The sequence below is a fragment of the Amycolatopsis sp. cg13 genome (assembly GCF_041346965.1).
GTDB lineage: Bacteria > Actinomycetota > Actinomycetes > Mycobacteriales > Pseudonocardiaceae > Amycolatopsis.
In genome coordinates, this window is the sequence record NZ_CP166848.1 from 6,710,677 (window position 1) to 6,724,407 (window position 13,731).

The 13,731-nt window shown below is 67.4% G+C and carries 16 protein-coding genes; 9 read left to right on the forward strand and 7 right to left on the reverse strand.

Annotated features, from left to right (window positions below):
* Positions 1 to 7 precede the first annotated feature (7 nt).
* From AB5I40_RS31405 to AB5I40_RS31415, 3 genes are read right to left on the reverse strand one after another with little or no spacing between them, the layout of a single operon-like run.
* Positions 8 to 856 carry an MBL fold metallo-hydrolase gene (locus AB5I40_RS31405; protein ID WP_370933839.1) on the reverse strand — a complete coding sequence of 283 codons (849 nt, stop codon included), beginning with the start codon at positions 854 to 856 and terminating at the stop codon, positions 8 to 10.
* Positions 853 to 1,668 carry an MBL fold metallo-hydrolase gene (locus AB5I40_RS31410; protein ID WP_370933840.1) on the reverse strand — a complete coding sequence of 272 codons (816 nt, stop codon included), beginning with the start codon at positions 1,666 to 1,668 and terminating at the stop codon, positions 853 to 855. The genes AB5I40_RS31405 and AB5I40_RS31410 overlap by 4 nt, the downstream gene beginning before the upstream one ends.
* On the reverse strand, positions 1,668 to 2,243 hold the full coding sequence (locus AB5I40_RS31415; protein ID WP_370933841.1) for a TetR/AcrR family transcriptional regulator: 576 nt from the start codon (positions 2,241 to 2,243) through the stop codon (positions 1,668 to 1,670). The genes AB5I40_RS31410 and AB5I40_RS31415 overlap by 1 nt, the downstream gene beginning before the upstream one ends.
* Positions 2,244 to 2,347: 104 nt before the next feature.
* Here AB5I40_RS31415 and AB5I40_RS31420 point away from each other — a divergent pair, with 104 nt between their 5' ends.
* The 3 genes from AB5I40_RS31420 to AB5I40_RS31430 are packed head-to-tail and all read left to right on the forward strand — an operon-like array spanning position 2,348 to position 4,964.
* Positions 2,348 to 3,253 (forward strand): aldose 1-epimerase family protein, encoded by a 906-nt coding sequence (locus tag AB5I40_RS31420; protein ID WP_370933842.1) that lies wholly within the window; start codon positions 2,348 to 2,350, stop codon positions 3,251 to 3,253.
* The gene (locus AB5I40_RS31425; RefSeq protein ID WP_370933843.1) at positions 3,220 to 3,723 is read left to right on the forward strand and encodes a GNAT family N-acetyltransferase; all 504 of its coding nucleotides are present in this window, start codon (positions 3,220 to 3,222) and stop codon (positions 3,721 to 3,723) included. The genes AB5I40_RS31420 and AB5I40_RS31425 overlap by 34 nt, the downstream gene beginning before the upstream one ends.
* 20 nt (positions 3,724 to 3,743) lie before the next feature.
* The gene (locus tag AB5I40_RS31430; RefSeq protein ID WP_370933844.1) at positions 3,744 to 4,964 is read left to right on the forward strand and encodes an amidohydrolase; all 1,221 of its coding nucleotides are present in this window, start codon (positions 3,744 to 3,746) and stop codon (positions 4,962 to 4,964) included.
* 31 nt (positions 4,965 to 4,995) lie between these two features.
* On the opposite strand, the gene AB5I40_RS31435 is transcribed toward AB5I40_RS31430, so the two are convergent.
* Positions 4,996 to 5,571 (reverse strand): Uma2 family endonuclease, encoded by a 576-nt coding sequence (locus AB5I40_RS31435; protein WP_370933845.1) that lies wholly within the window; start codon positions 5,569 to 5,571, stop codon positions 4,996 to 4,998.
* A gap of 5 nt (positions 5,572 to 5,576) precedes the next feature.
* Positions 5,577 to 6,401, reverse strand: a complete 825-nt coding sequence (locus AB5I40_RS31440) for an NmrA family NAD(P)-binding protein (protein ID WP_370933846.1) — start codon at positions 6,399 to 6,401, stop codon at positions 5,577 to 5,579.
* A gap of 67 nt (positions 6,402 to 6,468) precedes the next feature.
* Here AB5I40_RS31440 and AB5I40_RS31445 point away from each other — a divergent pair, with 67 nt between their 5' ends.
* Entirely contained in the window at positions 6,469 to 6,831 is a 363-nt protein-coding gene (locus AB5I40_RS31445; protein WP_370933847.1) for a winged helix-turn-helix transcriptional regulator, read from the forward strand.
* On the opposite strand, the gene AB5I40_RS31450 is transcribed toward AB5I40_RS31445, so the two are convergent.
* Positions 6,828 to 7,973, reverse strand: a complete 1,146-nt coding sequence (locus AB5I40_RS31450) for an acyl-CoA dehydrogenase family protein (RefSeq protein WP_370933848.1) — start codon at positions 7,971 to 7,973, stop codon at positions 6,828 to 6,830. The genes AB5I40_RS31445 and AB5I40_RS31450 overlap by 4 nt on opposite strands.
* A 105-nt stretch (positions 7,974 to 8,078) precedes the next feature.
* Here AB5I40_RS31450 and AB5I40_RS31455 point away from each other — a divergent pair, with 105 nt between their 5' ends.
* The 4 genes from AB5I40_RS31455 (at position 8,079) to AB5I40_RS31470 (ending at position 12,592) form a co-directional block, all read left to right on the forward strand.
* Positions 8,079 to 8,666, forward strand: coding sequence for a TetR/AcrR family transcriptional regulator (locus AB5I40_RS31455; protein ID WP_037369544.1), 588 nt, complete (start codon positions 8,079 to 8,081; stop codon positions 8,664 to 8,666).
* A gap of 55 nt (positions 8,667 to 8,721) precedes the next feature.
* Positions 8,722 to 9,663 (forward strand): carbohydrate kinase, encoded by a 942-nt coding sequence (locus AB5I40_RS31460; protein ID WP_370933849.1) that lies wholly within the window; start codon positions 8,722 to 8,724, stop codon positions 9,661 to 9,663.
* Positions 9,664 to 9,853: 190 nt separating this feature from the next.
* Positions 9,854 to 11,170, forward strand: a complete 1,317-nt coding sequence (locus tag AB5I40_RS31465) for a citrate synthase (protein ID WP_370933850.1) — start codon at positions 9,854 to 9,856, stop codon at positions 11,168 to 11,170.
* A 63-nt stretch (positions 11,171 to 11,233) separates the two neighbouring features.
* Positions 11,234 to 12,592, forward strand: a complete 1,359-nt coding sequence (locus tag AB5I40_RS31470; protein ID WP_370933851.1) for a deoxyribodipyrimidine photo-lyase — start codon at positions 11,234 to 11,236, stop codon at positions 12,590 to 12,592.
* Here AB5I40_RS31470 and AB5I40_RS31475 read toward each other — a convergent pair.
* Positions 12,579 to 13,016 carry a MerR family transcriptional regulator gene (locus tag AB5I40_RS31475; protein WP_370933852.1) on the reverse strand — a complete coding sequence of 146 codons (438 nt, stop codon included), beginning with the start codon at positions 13,014 to 13,016 and terminating at the stop codon, positions 12,579 to 12,581. The genes AB5I40_RS31470 and AB5I40_RS31475 overlap by 14 nt on opposite strands.
* Positions 13,017 to 13,053: 37 nt before the next feature.
* On the opposite strand from AB5I40_RS31475, the gene AB5I40_RS31480 reads away from it, so the two are divergent.
* Positions 13,054 to 13,680, forward strand: a complete 627-nt coding sequence (locus AB5I40_RS31480) for a class I SAM-dependent methyltransferase (RefSeq protein WP_370933853.1) — start codon at positions 13,054 to 13,056, stop codon at positions 13,678 to 13,680.
* The last annotated feature ends 51 nt before the right edge of the window (positions 13,681 to 13,731 follow it).

The following is a 13,731-nucleotide window of genomic DNA, read 5'->3' on the forward strand; positions in this document are numbered from 1 at the left end:
CGGGTACTCAACTCGCGGAGGGCTGCGCGGTATTCCGGCGCAGCGCCTGGAATTCGACCGGGCTGTGCGCGCTGAACACCGAGACCTCGTCCTGCTTCTCGCGGGCGAGGGTCTGCAACCGGGCGAGGTTGGCGCGGCGAGCGGATCCGTCCATCTGGTTCATCACCTCGAAAGCGCGCATGCCCGGCGGGCAATGCGGGCTCACCGGGGCGACTTCGCCGTGGAAGAAGTACGCGTCACCAGCGTGCAGGAGCCAGCCGTCGCCAGTGTCGACTGCGACGCCGGAATGGCCGTGCGTGTGGCCGGGCAGCGGGACGAGCAGGATTTCCGGCGGCAGGCCACGCAACGGTTGCACCGCGTCGAAGCCGAACCACTTTTCGCCGACCTCGTCGTACGTGCTCCACAGTGGACTGTGCGCGAATTGTTCGGCGCGGTACCGCGTTTTCTCCGGGAAGCTCTTCGGGTTGTCCGCGGCGCGGCGTTCGGTGGTGCGGACATGCACTGTGGCGTCAGGGAAATCGGCGAGACCACCGGCGTGGTCGACGTCGAGGTGAGTCATCACGATGTGCCGGACGTCGGCGGGGTCGTGGCCCAGCGCGCGGATTTGCGCCACGGCGGTCTCTTCCATGGTCGGCTTCGCGCCGACCATCGCCATGAACGGACCGCCGAGCCAGCGCCGCGATTCGGTGACGCCGCGGGTGCCGAAGCCGGTGTCGACCAGCACGAGCGAATCGGCGGTCTCCACGAGCAGGCAGTGCGCCACGATCGTGCTGCGCCGCAGCATCCCGGGGCGGCCGTCGAGCGCCTTGCCGCCGAGCGGGCGCATCGTGCCGCAGTTGAGGTGGTGCACCTTCATACCGTGCTCCTCTCGCTGAGCCGGACGAAATCGGTCAGGTCGTGCGAGGCGAACACGGTCACCTCGTCGGCGTGGTCCCGGCGCAGTTCGCGCAACCGACGCTGGTTCTCGCGCCGCGGCCCGGGCAGCGTCTGGACCCGCCGTTCGAACATAGCCAATCCGGGCGGGCAATAGGAATCGGTGTCGATCTCCTGGTGGAAGAAATACGCGTCACCCGCGTTGAGCACCCAGCCGGACCCGGTGTCGACAGCCACCCCGGCGTGGCCGACGGTGTGCCCGGCGAGCGGCACGAGCGCGACGCCCTCGACCCCGTCCAGCTCGCGGACCGCGTCGAGACCGAACCAGCTGTCGCCAGCGTCCGAATAGGACTTCCACTGTGGACCGTGACGGAACTGGACGTCGCGGTACCGCGGGTTTCCGGAGCGGTAAGCGTCGAGTTCCTTGCCGTAGACGTGCACGCGGGCCTGCGGGAAGTCGACGAGCCCGCCGGCGTGGTCGAGATCGAGGTGGGTGAGGACGATGTCGCGGACGTCGGCCGGATCGAAGCCCAGCGCACGGATGCGGCTCAGCGCGGTTTCGCTTTCGTCGGTCATCGGGTTCGACGTCCGCAAGAATCGCGGGCCGAGCCAGCGCGCGGCATCGGTGACGGTGGGCGAACCCATTCCGGTCTCGATGAGGGTCAATCCGGTGCCGGTTTCGACCAGCATGCAGTGGCACACAAGGGTGGCGCGGCGCAGTAGGCCGGGCTTTCCATCGACGAGCCTGCCGCCGATCGGACGCATGGTGCCGCAGTTGAAGTGGTGTACGCGCATTAGGCGAACTCCCGTTCGACAGTGGTGTGCAGGTGGGCGGCGACGGCATGCAGCGGCGCGGTGTCCCGCCGAGTGCGTGCGAGCAGCAACGCGCCTTCGATCGCGGAAAGCACGATGGTCGCCAGCGAAGCAGCGCGTTTCTCGGGAAGACCGCGCTCGGTGAAGTAAGCGGAAATGCCGCGCAGCCAGCCTTCGTAACCCTGGTCGCAGGCGGCGCGGATTGGCTCGCTGTCGGCGGCTTCCAATGCGACTGTCGCGATTGGACAGCCGCAGCGAAAGTCTGATTCGGACAGTGAGGCGGCCAGGGCGGCCACGATGAGGTCGATGGCGGTAGCCGGATCCGGTGCGGCAGCGGTGATTTCGCGGAACTGCCCGGCCAATCGCTCCCCGGAAAGCTGTACCGCCTCGGCAGCCAGCTGTTCCTTGCCGCCAGGGAAGTGGAAGTACAGCGAACCCTTCGGGGCCCGGCTTTCGGACACGAGCTGCGTCATCCCGGTGGCGTGGTAGCCCTGGGTGCGAAACAGCTCAGCCGCCGATTCGAGCATCCGGCGGCGCGTGTCGGTGCGGTTGACCATGCGCCCACCGTAGCTCAAACTATGACGACCGGTCTAGTTATTTTCGAGCCCGGTTGGTTTCGAGCGCTGCCCGCCTGGCGCGGCCGATCGGTAACCTCAGCGCCATGGCGAACCCCACCGGAGAGCAGTTCGAGATCACCCGCGGCAACGCGCGCGCCGTCATCACCGAGATCGGTGCCGGCCTGCGCGCGTTCGAGATCAGCGGAGTGCCGTACGTCGAGACGTTCGCCGAGGACGAGAAGCCGCCGAAGGGGCTCGGGCAGGTGCTGCTGCCGTGGCCGAACCGGACCAAGGGCGGCAAGTGGGAGTTCGAGGGCGAAGAGCAGCAGCTGGAGATCACCGAGGAAGCGCGCGGCAACGCCATCCACGGCCTGACCCGGCACCTGGAGTGGGAGCTGCTGGAGCACGCCGAAACGTCGATCACGCTCGCCGTCGACGTCGAGGTGCAGCCCGGCTGGCCGGTCCCGCTGCGCGCGACGATCACCTACGACCTGCAGCCGCGCGAGCTCGTCATCACGCACGAGATCCGCAACGAGGGGGAGAAGCCGATCGGCGTCGGCCTCGGGACCCACCCGTACTTCCGGATCGGCGACGCGCCCACCGACGAGCTGACCCTCACGCTGCCCGCCACGCGCGTGCGGCCGTACGAGGGCGATCAGCAGATGCCGTACGCGGACGAGCAAGACGTCGAGGGCACCGAATACGACTTCCGCCAGGGCCGCGTGCTGGAAGGCGTTGACCTGGACACCGCGTTCGGCGGGCTGGAGCTGGCCGCGGACGGCACCCACCACCACGTGTTGTCCCACGGCGACCGCCAGCTGGTGGTCTGGACCGGCCCGGACTTCCGCTGGGTGCAGGTGTTCACGCCAGACGACCTGACCGGCCGCGGCCGCGCGGTGGCGATCGAGCCGATGACCTGCCCGGCGGACGCGCTCAACACCCGCACCGACCTGATCGAACTGGAACCGGCCACGTCGTGGACGGGCAGCTGGGGGATCCGGGTCCCGTGAAACTCGAGCTGCTGACCGACGCCGATGCGGGCGAACTACTGACCCTGCAGCAGGCCGCATACATCACCGAGGCGCGGGCGCACCAGAACTTCGACCTGCCGCCGTTGCTGGACACCCTCGACCACGTGCGCGCGGCCATCGCCGACCCGTCGATCACGGTCTGGGGTTTCCGCGACGGCGGCAGGCTGGTGGCGAGCGTGCGGATGCGAGTGGACGGTCGCGTCGGCGAGATCGGCAGGCTCGTGGTGGCACCGGATCGGCAAGGCGAGGGACTCGGTACCGCGCTGCTGGCGGCCGCGGAGGAGGCGACCCCGGCGGAGGTGACGGTGTTCCGGCTGTTCACCGGCGAGCGTTCGGCCGGGCCGCTCTATTTGTACCGAAAGCTCGGTTACCGCGAGACGCATCGCTCGCCGGAAGCGGACTATCAGTTGGTGCACCTGGAAAAACCCCGGATGCGCGAACCCGGGTGAGTTCGTTAGCGTGTCAAACTATGGCTTACAAGGCGATTGTCGGGGGCTATGTGGTCCCCGTCGGCGCCGCTCCGATCGAGGGCGGCACTGTGCTCATCGAAGACGGCCGGATCACCCAAGTCGGGACTGAGGCCGACGTCGAGGTGCCGGAGGACGCGGAGCTGGTGGACGCGTCCGGCAGCTGGGTCCTGCCGGGATTCATCGACGCGCACGCGCACCTCGGCGTCCACGAGGACGGCGAAGGCTGGGCGGGCAACGACACCAACGAAATGACCGACCCGAACGGCGCGCGCTTCCGCGCGGTCGACGGGATCGACCCGTACGAACCGGGTTTCGACGACGCGCTGGCCGGCGGCGTCACGAGCGTGGTGATCAAGCCGGGGTCGGGCAACCCGATCGGCGGGCAGACCATTGGTGTGAAGACGTGGGGCCGGTCCATTCTGGACATGACGTTCGCCGAGCAGGTGAGCGTGAAGAGCGCGCTGGGCGAGAACCCGAAACGGGTGTACGGCGAGAAAAAGGTCACGCCGTCCACCAGGCTCGGCGTGGCCGCGATCCTGCGCGAAGCGTTCACGAAGGCGCGCAACTACCAGGCGAAGCGCGACCACACGCTGGCCGAGGGCAAGCCGTTCGAAACGGACCTGACCAACGAAACGCTGGCGAAGGTCCTGGACGGCGAGCTGTACTGGGACCAGCACGTGCACCGCGCCGACGACATGGTGACCGCGATCCGGCTCGCCGACGAATTCGGCTACAAACTGGTGATCAACCACGGCACCGAAGGCCACCTGATCGCGGACCTGCTGGCCGAACGCGACGTCCCGGTGATCCTCGGCCCGCTGTTCACCACGAAGTCCAAGGTGGAACTGCGCAACCGCACGCTGCGCTCGGCGGGGATCCTCGCGCGGGCCGGGGTGAAGATCGCGATCACCACGGACCACCCGGTGATCCCGATCAATTTCCTGGTGTACCAGGCGGCTTTGGCGGTGAAGGACGGCCTGGACCCGGAGACCGCTTTGAAGGCCCTGACGCTGCACCCGGCGCAGATGCTCGGCCTGGACGACCGGATCGGCACCCTGACGCCCGGTTTGGACGCGGACGTGGTCGTGTGGTCGGGCGACCCGCTGGACGTGATGAACCGCGCGATGCGCGTGTTCGTGCGGGGCCAGGAGGTGTACCACTTCGACGAGACGACCGGCGAGGGCGTGTCGAAGGATCGGCGGTACCGGGAAACTCGCTGATGCCTTGGTTGAGGCGGCCCGGGCGGCCGCCTCAATCGAGCAGCGCGGCGAGGTCGATTTCCGCGGGGAATGGCTCTGTGGTGCGGAATTTCCCGGTGACGGCGGGGGCGTCCTGGTAGCCGAGGTCTCCGGCTTGGTGGCAGGCGACGAGGGAGATCGGGTCGTCGAGGTCGAGGATCCAGTAGAACGGGATTCCGGCGTCGGAGTACTCCCTGTGCTTCGTGACATAGTCGGTGCGCTTCGAATCCGGCGTCGCGACCTCGACCACTAGGACGAGATCTTCGGCCCGCAGGATGTCTTCTTCGGGAGTCCGGGCGATCACGTCGGACGTGGTGACCAGGAGATCGGGACACCGGGAGAAGCCCGGTGCCCCGTCCGGGGCGAGACCGAGATCGATATCGACGCGGGGCACCAAGCAGAACTCGTCTGAAAGCTGATCGTGCAGTTGAAAGGCAAGCTCGTACGTCGCGCGGTTGTGGCATGCGCCCGGTGACGGCGAGAAGACCAGGCGGCCTTCGACGAGTTCGGTAAAACCCGGCTCGACCTCGCCGAGCGCGAGGTAGTCCTTGATCGAGAGCAGTTGCCGCGGCAGTGTCCTGGTGTCCATGCCGCTCACGGTAAGCGAGGGGTACGACACTTTCCGCCAACACAGCCCGCCAAGAACGCCCGCAACCCCCGCGGCAGGCGACCAGTGACCGCCGCGAAATCCTCGCTCAGCCAAGCCCCGTCCCCCTGCGCGAGCAGTTCGAAAACCTGCGCGTTCGACCCCGCCTCAGGCACCCCGTTCGACTCCATCGCCGCGCGGTGCTCCTCGGTCGAGATCCGCCGGTACTTCACCGGGCGGCCGGTCACCGAAGCCCATTCCCGCGCCACATCGGCGAACGTGACCAGCTCCGGTCCGGTCAGCAGATACGTCCGCCCAGCGTGTGCCGCCGGATCAGTCGCGATCGCCGCAGCCGCCGCGGCGACGTCGCGGGCGTCGATCATCCCGATCCGGCCGTCGCCCGCGGAGCTCGAAAAGCCGCCGGTCGCAGCGATCTCCGGCGCGAGAGTCAGCAGATTCTGCATGAAGAAGTTCGGTGCGAGCAGCGTGTACGCCATCCCCGACGCCTTGAGGTGCGCGTCGATCCGCGCATGCGTTCGCCGCCGCGCGACGGGTGAATCGGCGACAGCTTTGTGGTTGGTGACCCGCACGACGTATCGCACCCCGTTCGCGACCGCGCGATCGAGCAACGTGATCTGCGAAGCCACCGCAGGCCCGATCAACAACACAGTGTCGACCCCGCGCAGGGCCGCGTCGAGGGTGTCCGGGCGGTCGAAGTCTCCGACCACCTCGTCGGCGCCGCCCGACGGGGTGCGGACGAGCGTCCGGACCTCTCCGAGCAGCCGAACCGCCTCACCGCCGATTTTGCCAGTAGCACCAGTCACCAAGATCATGCGAAAGAGACTGCTCGCCACCGGTATCGTTTGTGAAGAAGGCACCTCGACGATCTATAGGTACCCAATGGATACCAAGTATGCGAAAGACTGCCCCTCGCGCACGGTGATGGACGTGCTGGCCAACAAGTGGACGCTCTACGCCCTCGGCCTGCTCCGCCAGCACGAACGCCCGCTGCGGTTCACCGAGCTGCGCCGAGGCGTCGAGGGCGTGACACAGAAATCGCTCACCCAGGTGCTGCGCAACCTCGAACGCGACGGGCTGGTCAGCCGCACGATCTACCCGACGATTCCGCCGCGCGTGGAGTACGCGCTCACCGACCTCGGCAGGGACGTCGGCGCGTTGACCGGCGCGATCGCCGACTGGTCGAAAGCCAACGCGGGCCGCGTCCAAGCGGCCCGCGCGGCTTACGACGGCAGAAAAGACTAGGCGTTCTTCAGCGAACGCGCGATCACCATCCGCTGAATCTGGTTCGTCCCCTCGAAGATCTGCGGCACCTTCGCCTCCCGCATGTACCGCTCCACCGGGAAGTCCTTCGTGTACCCGGCACCGCCGAGCACCTGGACGGCGTCCGTCGTCACCTTCATCGCGCCGTCCGTCGCCACCAGCTTCGCGATCGACGACTGCCGCTGGAAGTCCAGGCCGCGGTCGCGGCGGCGAGCGGCGTCCAAGTAGGTCGCACGGGCCGATTCGACTGTCGCCGCCATGTCCGCCAGCAGGAACTCCAAGCCCTGGAAGTCCGCGATCGGGCGTCCGAACTGCGTGCGCCCCTTCGCGTACTCCACGGCCTCGTCCAGCGCCGCCTGCGCCAGGCCCACCGCGCACGCGGCGATCCCGAGCCGACCCGAGCTGAGCGACGACAAAGCGATCTTCAAACCCGCACCCTCGCCGCCGATCAGACGGTCAGCGGGAATCCGGGCGTCCTCGAACAGCATCTGCGCGGTGGGGGACCCGGTGAGGCCCATCTTCCGTTCGCGTGGAGCTGCCGAGAGGCCGGGGGTCGACGAGTCGACCAGGAGACACGAGATGCCGTGTCCGCCGTCGTCGCTCGTGCGGACCATCGTCGTGTAGAAGTCCGCGACTCCGGCGTGGGTGATCCACGCTTTCGTGCCATTGACGACGTACTCGTCCTCGGAAAGCCGTGCGCGGGTGGACAGCGCGGCCGCGTCCGAGCCGGCCTGCGTTTCCGACAGGGCGTACGCGCCGAGCAGCGAGCCGCCCAGCATGTCCGGCAGCCAGCGGTCCTGCTGCTCCTCCGTGCCGTAATGCGCGAGCGCGTAGCAGGACATCGTGTGCACCGACAGCCCGACGCCGACGCTCATCCACGCGCCGGCGATCTCCTCCAGCGCCTGCAGGTAGACCTCGTACGGCTGCTCAGCCCCGCCCCAGCGCTCCGAGTACGGCAGGCCCAGCAGGCCGGATTTGCCCATCAGGGTGAACAGGTCGCGCGGGAACTTCTCGGCCTCCTCGTCGGCCGAAGCGCGCGGTTTCAGCTCGTCACGGGCGATTTCCGTGACGAGCGCGAGCAGGTCTTCGGACTCCGGCGTCGGCAGCAGACGGTCGACCGGCATGGCTTCCTCCCAGAACGCGGCGGTACTGAAAACAGTACTAACGGCTGATTGAGAGTACCGTATGCGGAGCGGGACTGTCCCTGATCGGTAGGAGATAGTGACGTGATGTCCACCCCTGAAGCCCGTCGCCGTCCCACCGCGCGGCAGCAAGCCCTGCTGCGCGAGCTCGAGGCGTTGTTCCTGGCGGAGGGCTTCGCCGGCTTCACGCTCGACGATCTGGCCGCCCGGCTCCGCTGCTCGAAGTCGACGCTGTACGCGCTCGCGCCGAGCAAGGAGCAGCTCGCGGTCAAGGTCGTCGCGCACTTTTTCCGCGACGCCGCCGAACGCCTGGAGAAGCGGATCGCGGGCATCGACGACGCGCGCGAGCTGATCGGCGAGTACCTCTCCGGCGTCTCCGAGCACCTCAACCGGGCGTCGCCGGAGTTCATGGCCGACATCGCCGCGTTCGCGCCCGCCCGCGACACCTATCAGCTCAACAGCCGCGCCGCCGCGCGCCGGATCCGCGCGTTCATCGACAAGGGCGTCGCCGACGGAGTGTTCCGCGACGTGCACGCGCGGCTCGTGGCCGAAATGACCGGACTGATCATCGAGGGCATTCAGACCGGCGTGCTCGGCCGTCGCACCGACGTGTCCGACGCGGAAGCGTTCACCGCGCTCGGCGAACTTCTGCTGGGCGGTCTCGACAAGAACTGATTTGTCCGCATCGGGACAGGAATTGTCAGCACCGGTTCCTCTACACTCGCCGCTTGTGATCGTGGTGGGTGGAGAGGCGCTGGTCGACCTCGTTCCGGGTGAACCGCTGGATTCCACTGTGGACGGTGGGCTGCGCGCGCTGCTGCCGAGACTCGGCGGCGGGCCGTACAACGTCGCGCTGGCCGCGGCCCGGCTCGGCGTGCCCGCGTCGTTCCTGTCTCGGGTTTCCACTGACCGGTTCGGCGTCGCGTTGGTGGATCGCCTTTCCGCGTCGAACGTCGACACTTCGTTGCTGCAGCGCGGCAACGAGCCGACGACGCTCGCCGTCGTCGCGCTCGACGAACGCGGTGCCGCGCAATACACGTTCTACGTCGAGGGAACCGCCGATCGGCTGGTCTCCGATCCTGGTGCGCTGCCGGAAGAAACCACCGCGCTGTCGCTCGGAACGCTCGGCATGGTGCTGGAACCCGGCGCGAGCGCATACGAGCGAATTCTGCGCCGCGAATCCGCGCGTGGGACGCTGACCGCGCTCGACCCGAACATCCGGGAGGCGCTCATCGCCGACCCGGCGGCTTATCGCGCGCGCTTCGCGTCGTGGCTGCCCGACGTCCGCCTGCTGAAAATCTCCGACGACGACGCCGCGTGGCTCACCGACGGAGCCGATCCGGTGGCCGCGGCGAAATCGTGGGTGGAGTCCGGTGTGGACGCCGTCGTGCTCACCCGGGGCGCGGACGGCTTGTCTGTGATCACTTCGGCTGGTGAGCTGGCCCACGTCGCGTCCCGCAAGGTCGCGGTGGCGGACACGATCGGCGCCGGAGACACCGTGCAAGGCGCGTTGCTGGCCTGGCTGCATCAGCGCACCGTGCGCGACCTGGCCGCACTCGACGCCGGCGCGTGGAACGAAGCGCTTGCTTATGCGGCGAAAGCGGCCTCGATCACGGTTTCCCGCAGCGGAGCGGAGCCGCCGACCGCGGCGGATATGGCGGCCACCGTGTGAACCTGGTCCCAATGGGGCCTTTTGGGGCAACGCAGCGAGTGCGGACTGACCCACCCTTCGACTAGCGTAGTGGTGAATTCATACCCAGCGGGTCGGTGTGCAGCGAGGCGCGTGTTTCCTCGCGTGAACACGTGGCTACTGCGGAACCCGCAGACGCCGCCGTCCCGTGCCCAACGTGAGAGGGACCTGCATGTCCGACGCGACGAATGCGGGGCAGTCCGGCGGCGAAACCGCGACGCTGCGCCTGCCGAACGGCGAGCACGAGTTCAAGGTCGTCAATCCGGTCGAGGGCGCGCCGGGTATCGAGCTGGGAAAGCTGCTGGCGCAGACCGGGTACATCACTTACGACCCCGGGTTCGTCAACACCGGCGCCGCGTCGTCGGCCATCACCTACATCGACGGTGATGCGGGCATCCTGCGCTACCGCGGCTACCCGATCGAGCAGCTGGCGGAGAAGTCCACCTTCATCGAGGTGTCCTACCTGCTCATCTACGGCGAGCTGCCGACCGAGGCCCAGCTGGCCGACTTCACCGAGAAGATCCAGCGGCACACCCTGCTGCACGAGGACCTCAAGGCGTTCTTCTCCGGCTTCCCGCGCGACGCGCACCCGATGCCGGTGCTGTCCAGCGCCGTGTCCGCGCTGTCGACCTTCTACCAGGACTCGCTGAACCCGTTCGACGAGCCCAACGTCGAGCTGTCCACCATCCGCCTGCTGGCGAAGGTGCCGACGCTCGCGGCGTACGCGTACAAGAAGTCCGTCGGCCAGCCGCTGCTGTACCCGGACAACTCGCTGGGCCTGGTCGAGAACTTCCTGCGGATGACCTTCGGCTTCCCGGCCGAGCCGTACGAGGTCGACCCGGACGTCGCGAAGGCGCTCGACCTGCTGTTCATCCTGCACGCCGACCACGAGCAGAACTGCTCGACCTCGACCGTGCGGCTCGTCGGCTCGTCCGAGGCGAACCTGTTCGCCAGCATCTCGGCGGGCATCAACGCGCTGTTCGGCCCGCTGCACGGCGGCGCGAACGCGGCGGTGCTGGAGATGCTCGAGGGCATCCGCGACGACGGCGGCGATGTCGCGACGTTCGTCAACCGCGTGAAGAACAAGGAAAAAGGTGTCAAGCTCATGGGCTTCGGGCACCGGGTCTACAAGAACTACGACCCGCGCGCGAAGATCATCAAGAACACCGCGGACGAGATCCTCGGCAAGCTCAAGGGCGGCGACCAGCTGCTCGACATCGCCAAGAAGCTCGAGGAAACCGCGCTTTCCGACGACTACTTCGTCGAGCGCAAGCTGTACCCGAACGTGGACTTCTACACCGGTCTGATCTACCGCGCGCTCGGGTTCCCGACGAAGTTCTTCACCGTGCTGTTCGCGCTCGGCCGGCTCCCCGGCTGGATCGCGCACTGGCGCGAGATGATCAACGACCCGCAGACGAAGATCGGCCGCCCGCGCCAGATCTACACCGGCTACGAGTCCCGGGACTACACCCCGATGTCGGAGCGCTGAGTCTCTGCTTGGTGAAACGCCCCGCCGTGCCTTCGCGCGGCGGGGCGTTTATCGTTGTGCGGCATGACGATGGAAGCGCCGGTCGTGCTGTGGTTCCGCCGGGATCTGCGGTTGGCCGACCATGCCGCGCTCTTTGAGGCGGCCAAGCACAGCAAACACATCCTGGCGCTTTACGTGCTGGACGACCGGCTGCTCAAACCCGCCGGTTCGCCGCGGGTCGCGTTTCTGCTGAATTCCTTGCGGGAGCTGGACAAAGCGTTGTCCGGCCGATTGCTGGTGCGGTACGGCGATCCGGTGCGCGAGGTGGTCGCCGCCGCACGGGAGATCCGGGCGGCCGCGGTACATGTTTCCGCGGATACCGCACCATATGGGCGTGAGCGCGACGAAGCTGTGGCTGCCGCGTTGGCAGAGCATCGGATTCAGTGGGTTGAGACGGGCTCTCCGTACGCCGTGACGCCAGGGCGGGTCACGAAGCCGGACGGTACCCCGTATCGGGTCTTCACTCCGTTCTATCGCGCTTGGGCACAGCACGGCTGGCCTCGTCCAGCGGACACCAATGTGTCTATTGTGGACTGGGTTAAGCCTTCTTCTTCGGCCTCGTTGCCGGAAACTCCTGAGGTGGGCTGCTCGCTGCCGCCAGCCGGCGAGGAAGCCGCGCTGTCCGTGTGGCGTGACTTCCTCGCCGACGGTCTCACTGATTATGCAGCTGAACGCGATCGGCCGGATCATGCTGGCACCACAAGGCTTTCTCCCTATCTGCGCTGGGGCGCGATCCATCCGCGGACGATGCTGGCCGACCTGGCGGGGAAGCGGTCCGAGGGAGCGCAGGCGTTGCGGTCCGAGCTGTGCTGGCGCGAGTTTCACGCTGACGTCCTGTGGAATCGACCGGAAACCGCGCGGCAGAACTACGACCGCCGGTTTGACGGAATGCGTTACGACACCGGGAAAACCGCGAAGGAAATGTTCGCGCAGTGGCGCGAGGGGCGGACCGGTTACCCGATCGTCGACGCCGGAATGCGGCAGTTGCTGGCCGAGGGCTGGATGCACAACCGGGTCCGGATGATCGTGGCGAGTTTCCTGGTGAAGGACCTGCATTTGCCGTGGTGGTGGGGCGCGCGGCACTTCATGCGGCATCTGGTGGACGGCGATCTGGCGTCGAATCAGCTGAACTGGCAATGGGTCGCCGGCTCCGGGACTGATGCCGCGCCGTACTTCCGGATCTTCAACCCGACCACGCAGGGGCAGAAGTTCGACCCGGCTGGCGATTACGTGCGCCGGTATGTGCCGGAATTGCGTGGAGTGGAAGGGAAAGCGGTGCATGTGCTGAAGGAGCGTCCGGAGGAGTATCCGGAGCCGATCGTCGACCACGCGGAGGAACGGCAGATCGCGTTGCAGCGGTACGGGGCGATCACGGGGTCTTAGGGTGGTGCGCCCGTTCGTGGCTTTCGGCGAGCGATAGGCCGCGTTGCCGTTCCTCGATGATGGACCAGAATCGGGGGCACTTCAAGGGATCGCTGGCCGGGCACTGCCGCCCGTGTTCGAGTGCTTCGCGGGCTATCTCGATGCGGCGCTGTTGCTCGGTCAGTTCGGCGAGTTTGGCGTCGATCATTCCCTGGCGACCGGTTTGTTCGCCGGTCAGGAAACGGCCGATTTCGGACAGCGTGAAGCCGATTTCTTGGAAGAAGAGGAGCACGCCGACGTCTTTGACCGCGGACTCGGCGTAGCGCCGTCGGCCCGCTTCCCGTTCCGCCGGACGGACGAGACCGAGTTCGTCATAGTAGCGGAGCGCACTCGTCGGCACGCCAGTGCGCTCGGCGAGTTCGCCAATGGACAACGTGGCAGTCATTTGACTTCAAGCGTACTCGAAGTGGTTCGCTCGCCCCATGAACGTTATGGAACGGGCACTGCGATGGTGGGGCCCGCGGGGCGGGATCGCGCAGTTTCACCGGCCGGCCGGGGTTCCGGGACACCTTGCCGGGTTGATCATGGGACGGCGTTCGTCGAACGTGACCCGCAATCGGTGGGCGGTGCGGGTGCTCGATATCCAGCCGTCCGAACGGGTCCTCGAACTCGGCTGCGGGCCGGGCGTGGCCGTCGCGGCGCTGGCTGACCGGGCGGCGCTCGTGGTCGGCGTCGACCACTCGTCGGTGGTGATTCGCCAAGCACAGCACCGAAATCGGGCAGCTATCCGGGCCGGGCGAGTGCGGCTGGTGTGCTCGTCGGTCGAGAATCTTTCGCTCGATGGGCCATTCGACGCCGCGCTGGCTGTCAACACGGTGGGCATGTGGCCGGAACCGGTTGCCCGGCTGCGGGAAGTCATCCAGTTGCTGCGGCCTGGCGGGCGGATTGCAGTGGTATCTCAACCACGGCAGCCTGGTGTCACTTCGGCTGCGGTGGTCAAGGAGTTGACCGGATTGCTTACGGAGGCTGGCTTTTCTCGGCCCCGCACTGAAATGCTCGACTTGGATCCGCCAGTCGTGTGTGTCCTGGCGTTCTCCGGCGATGACTGACTGCCCTCACAGTACGGTGCGCACATACCGGCGTGCCTCGGGGATCGAGGT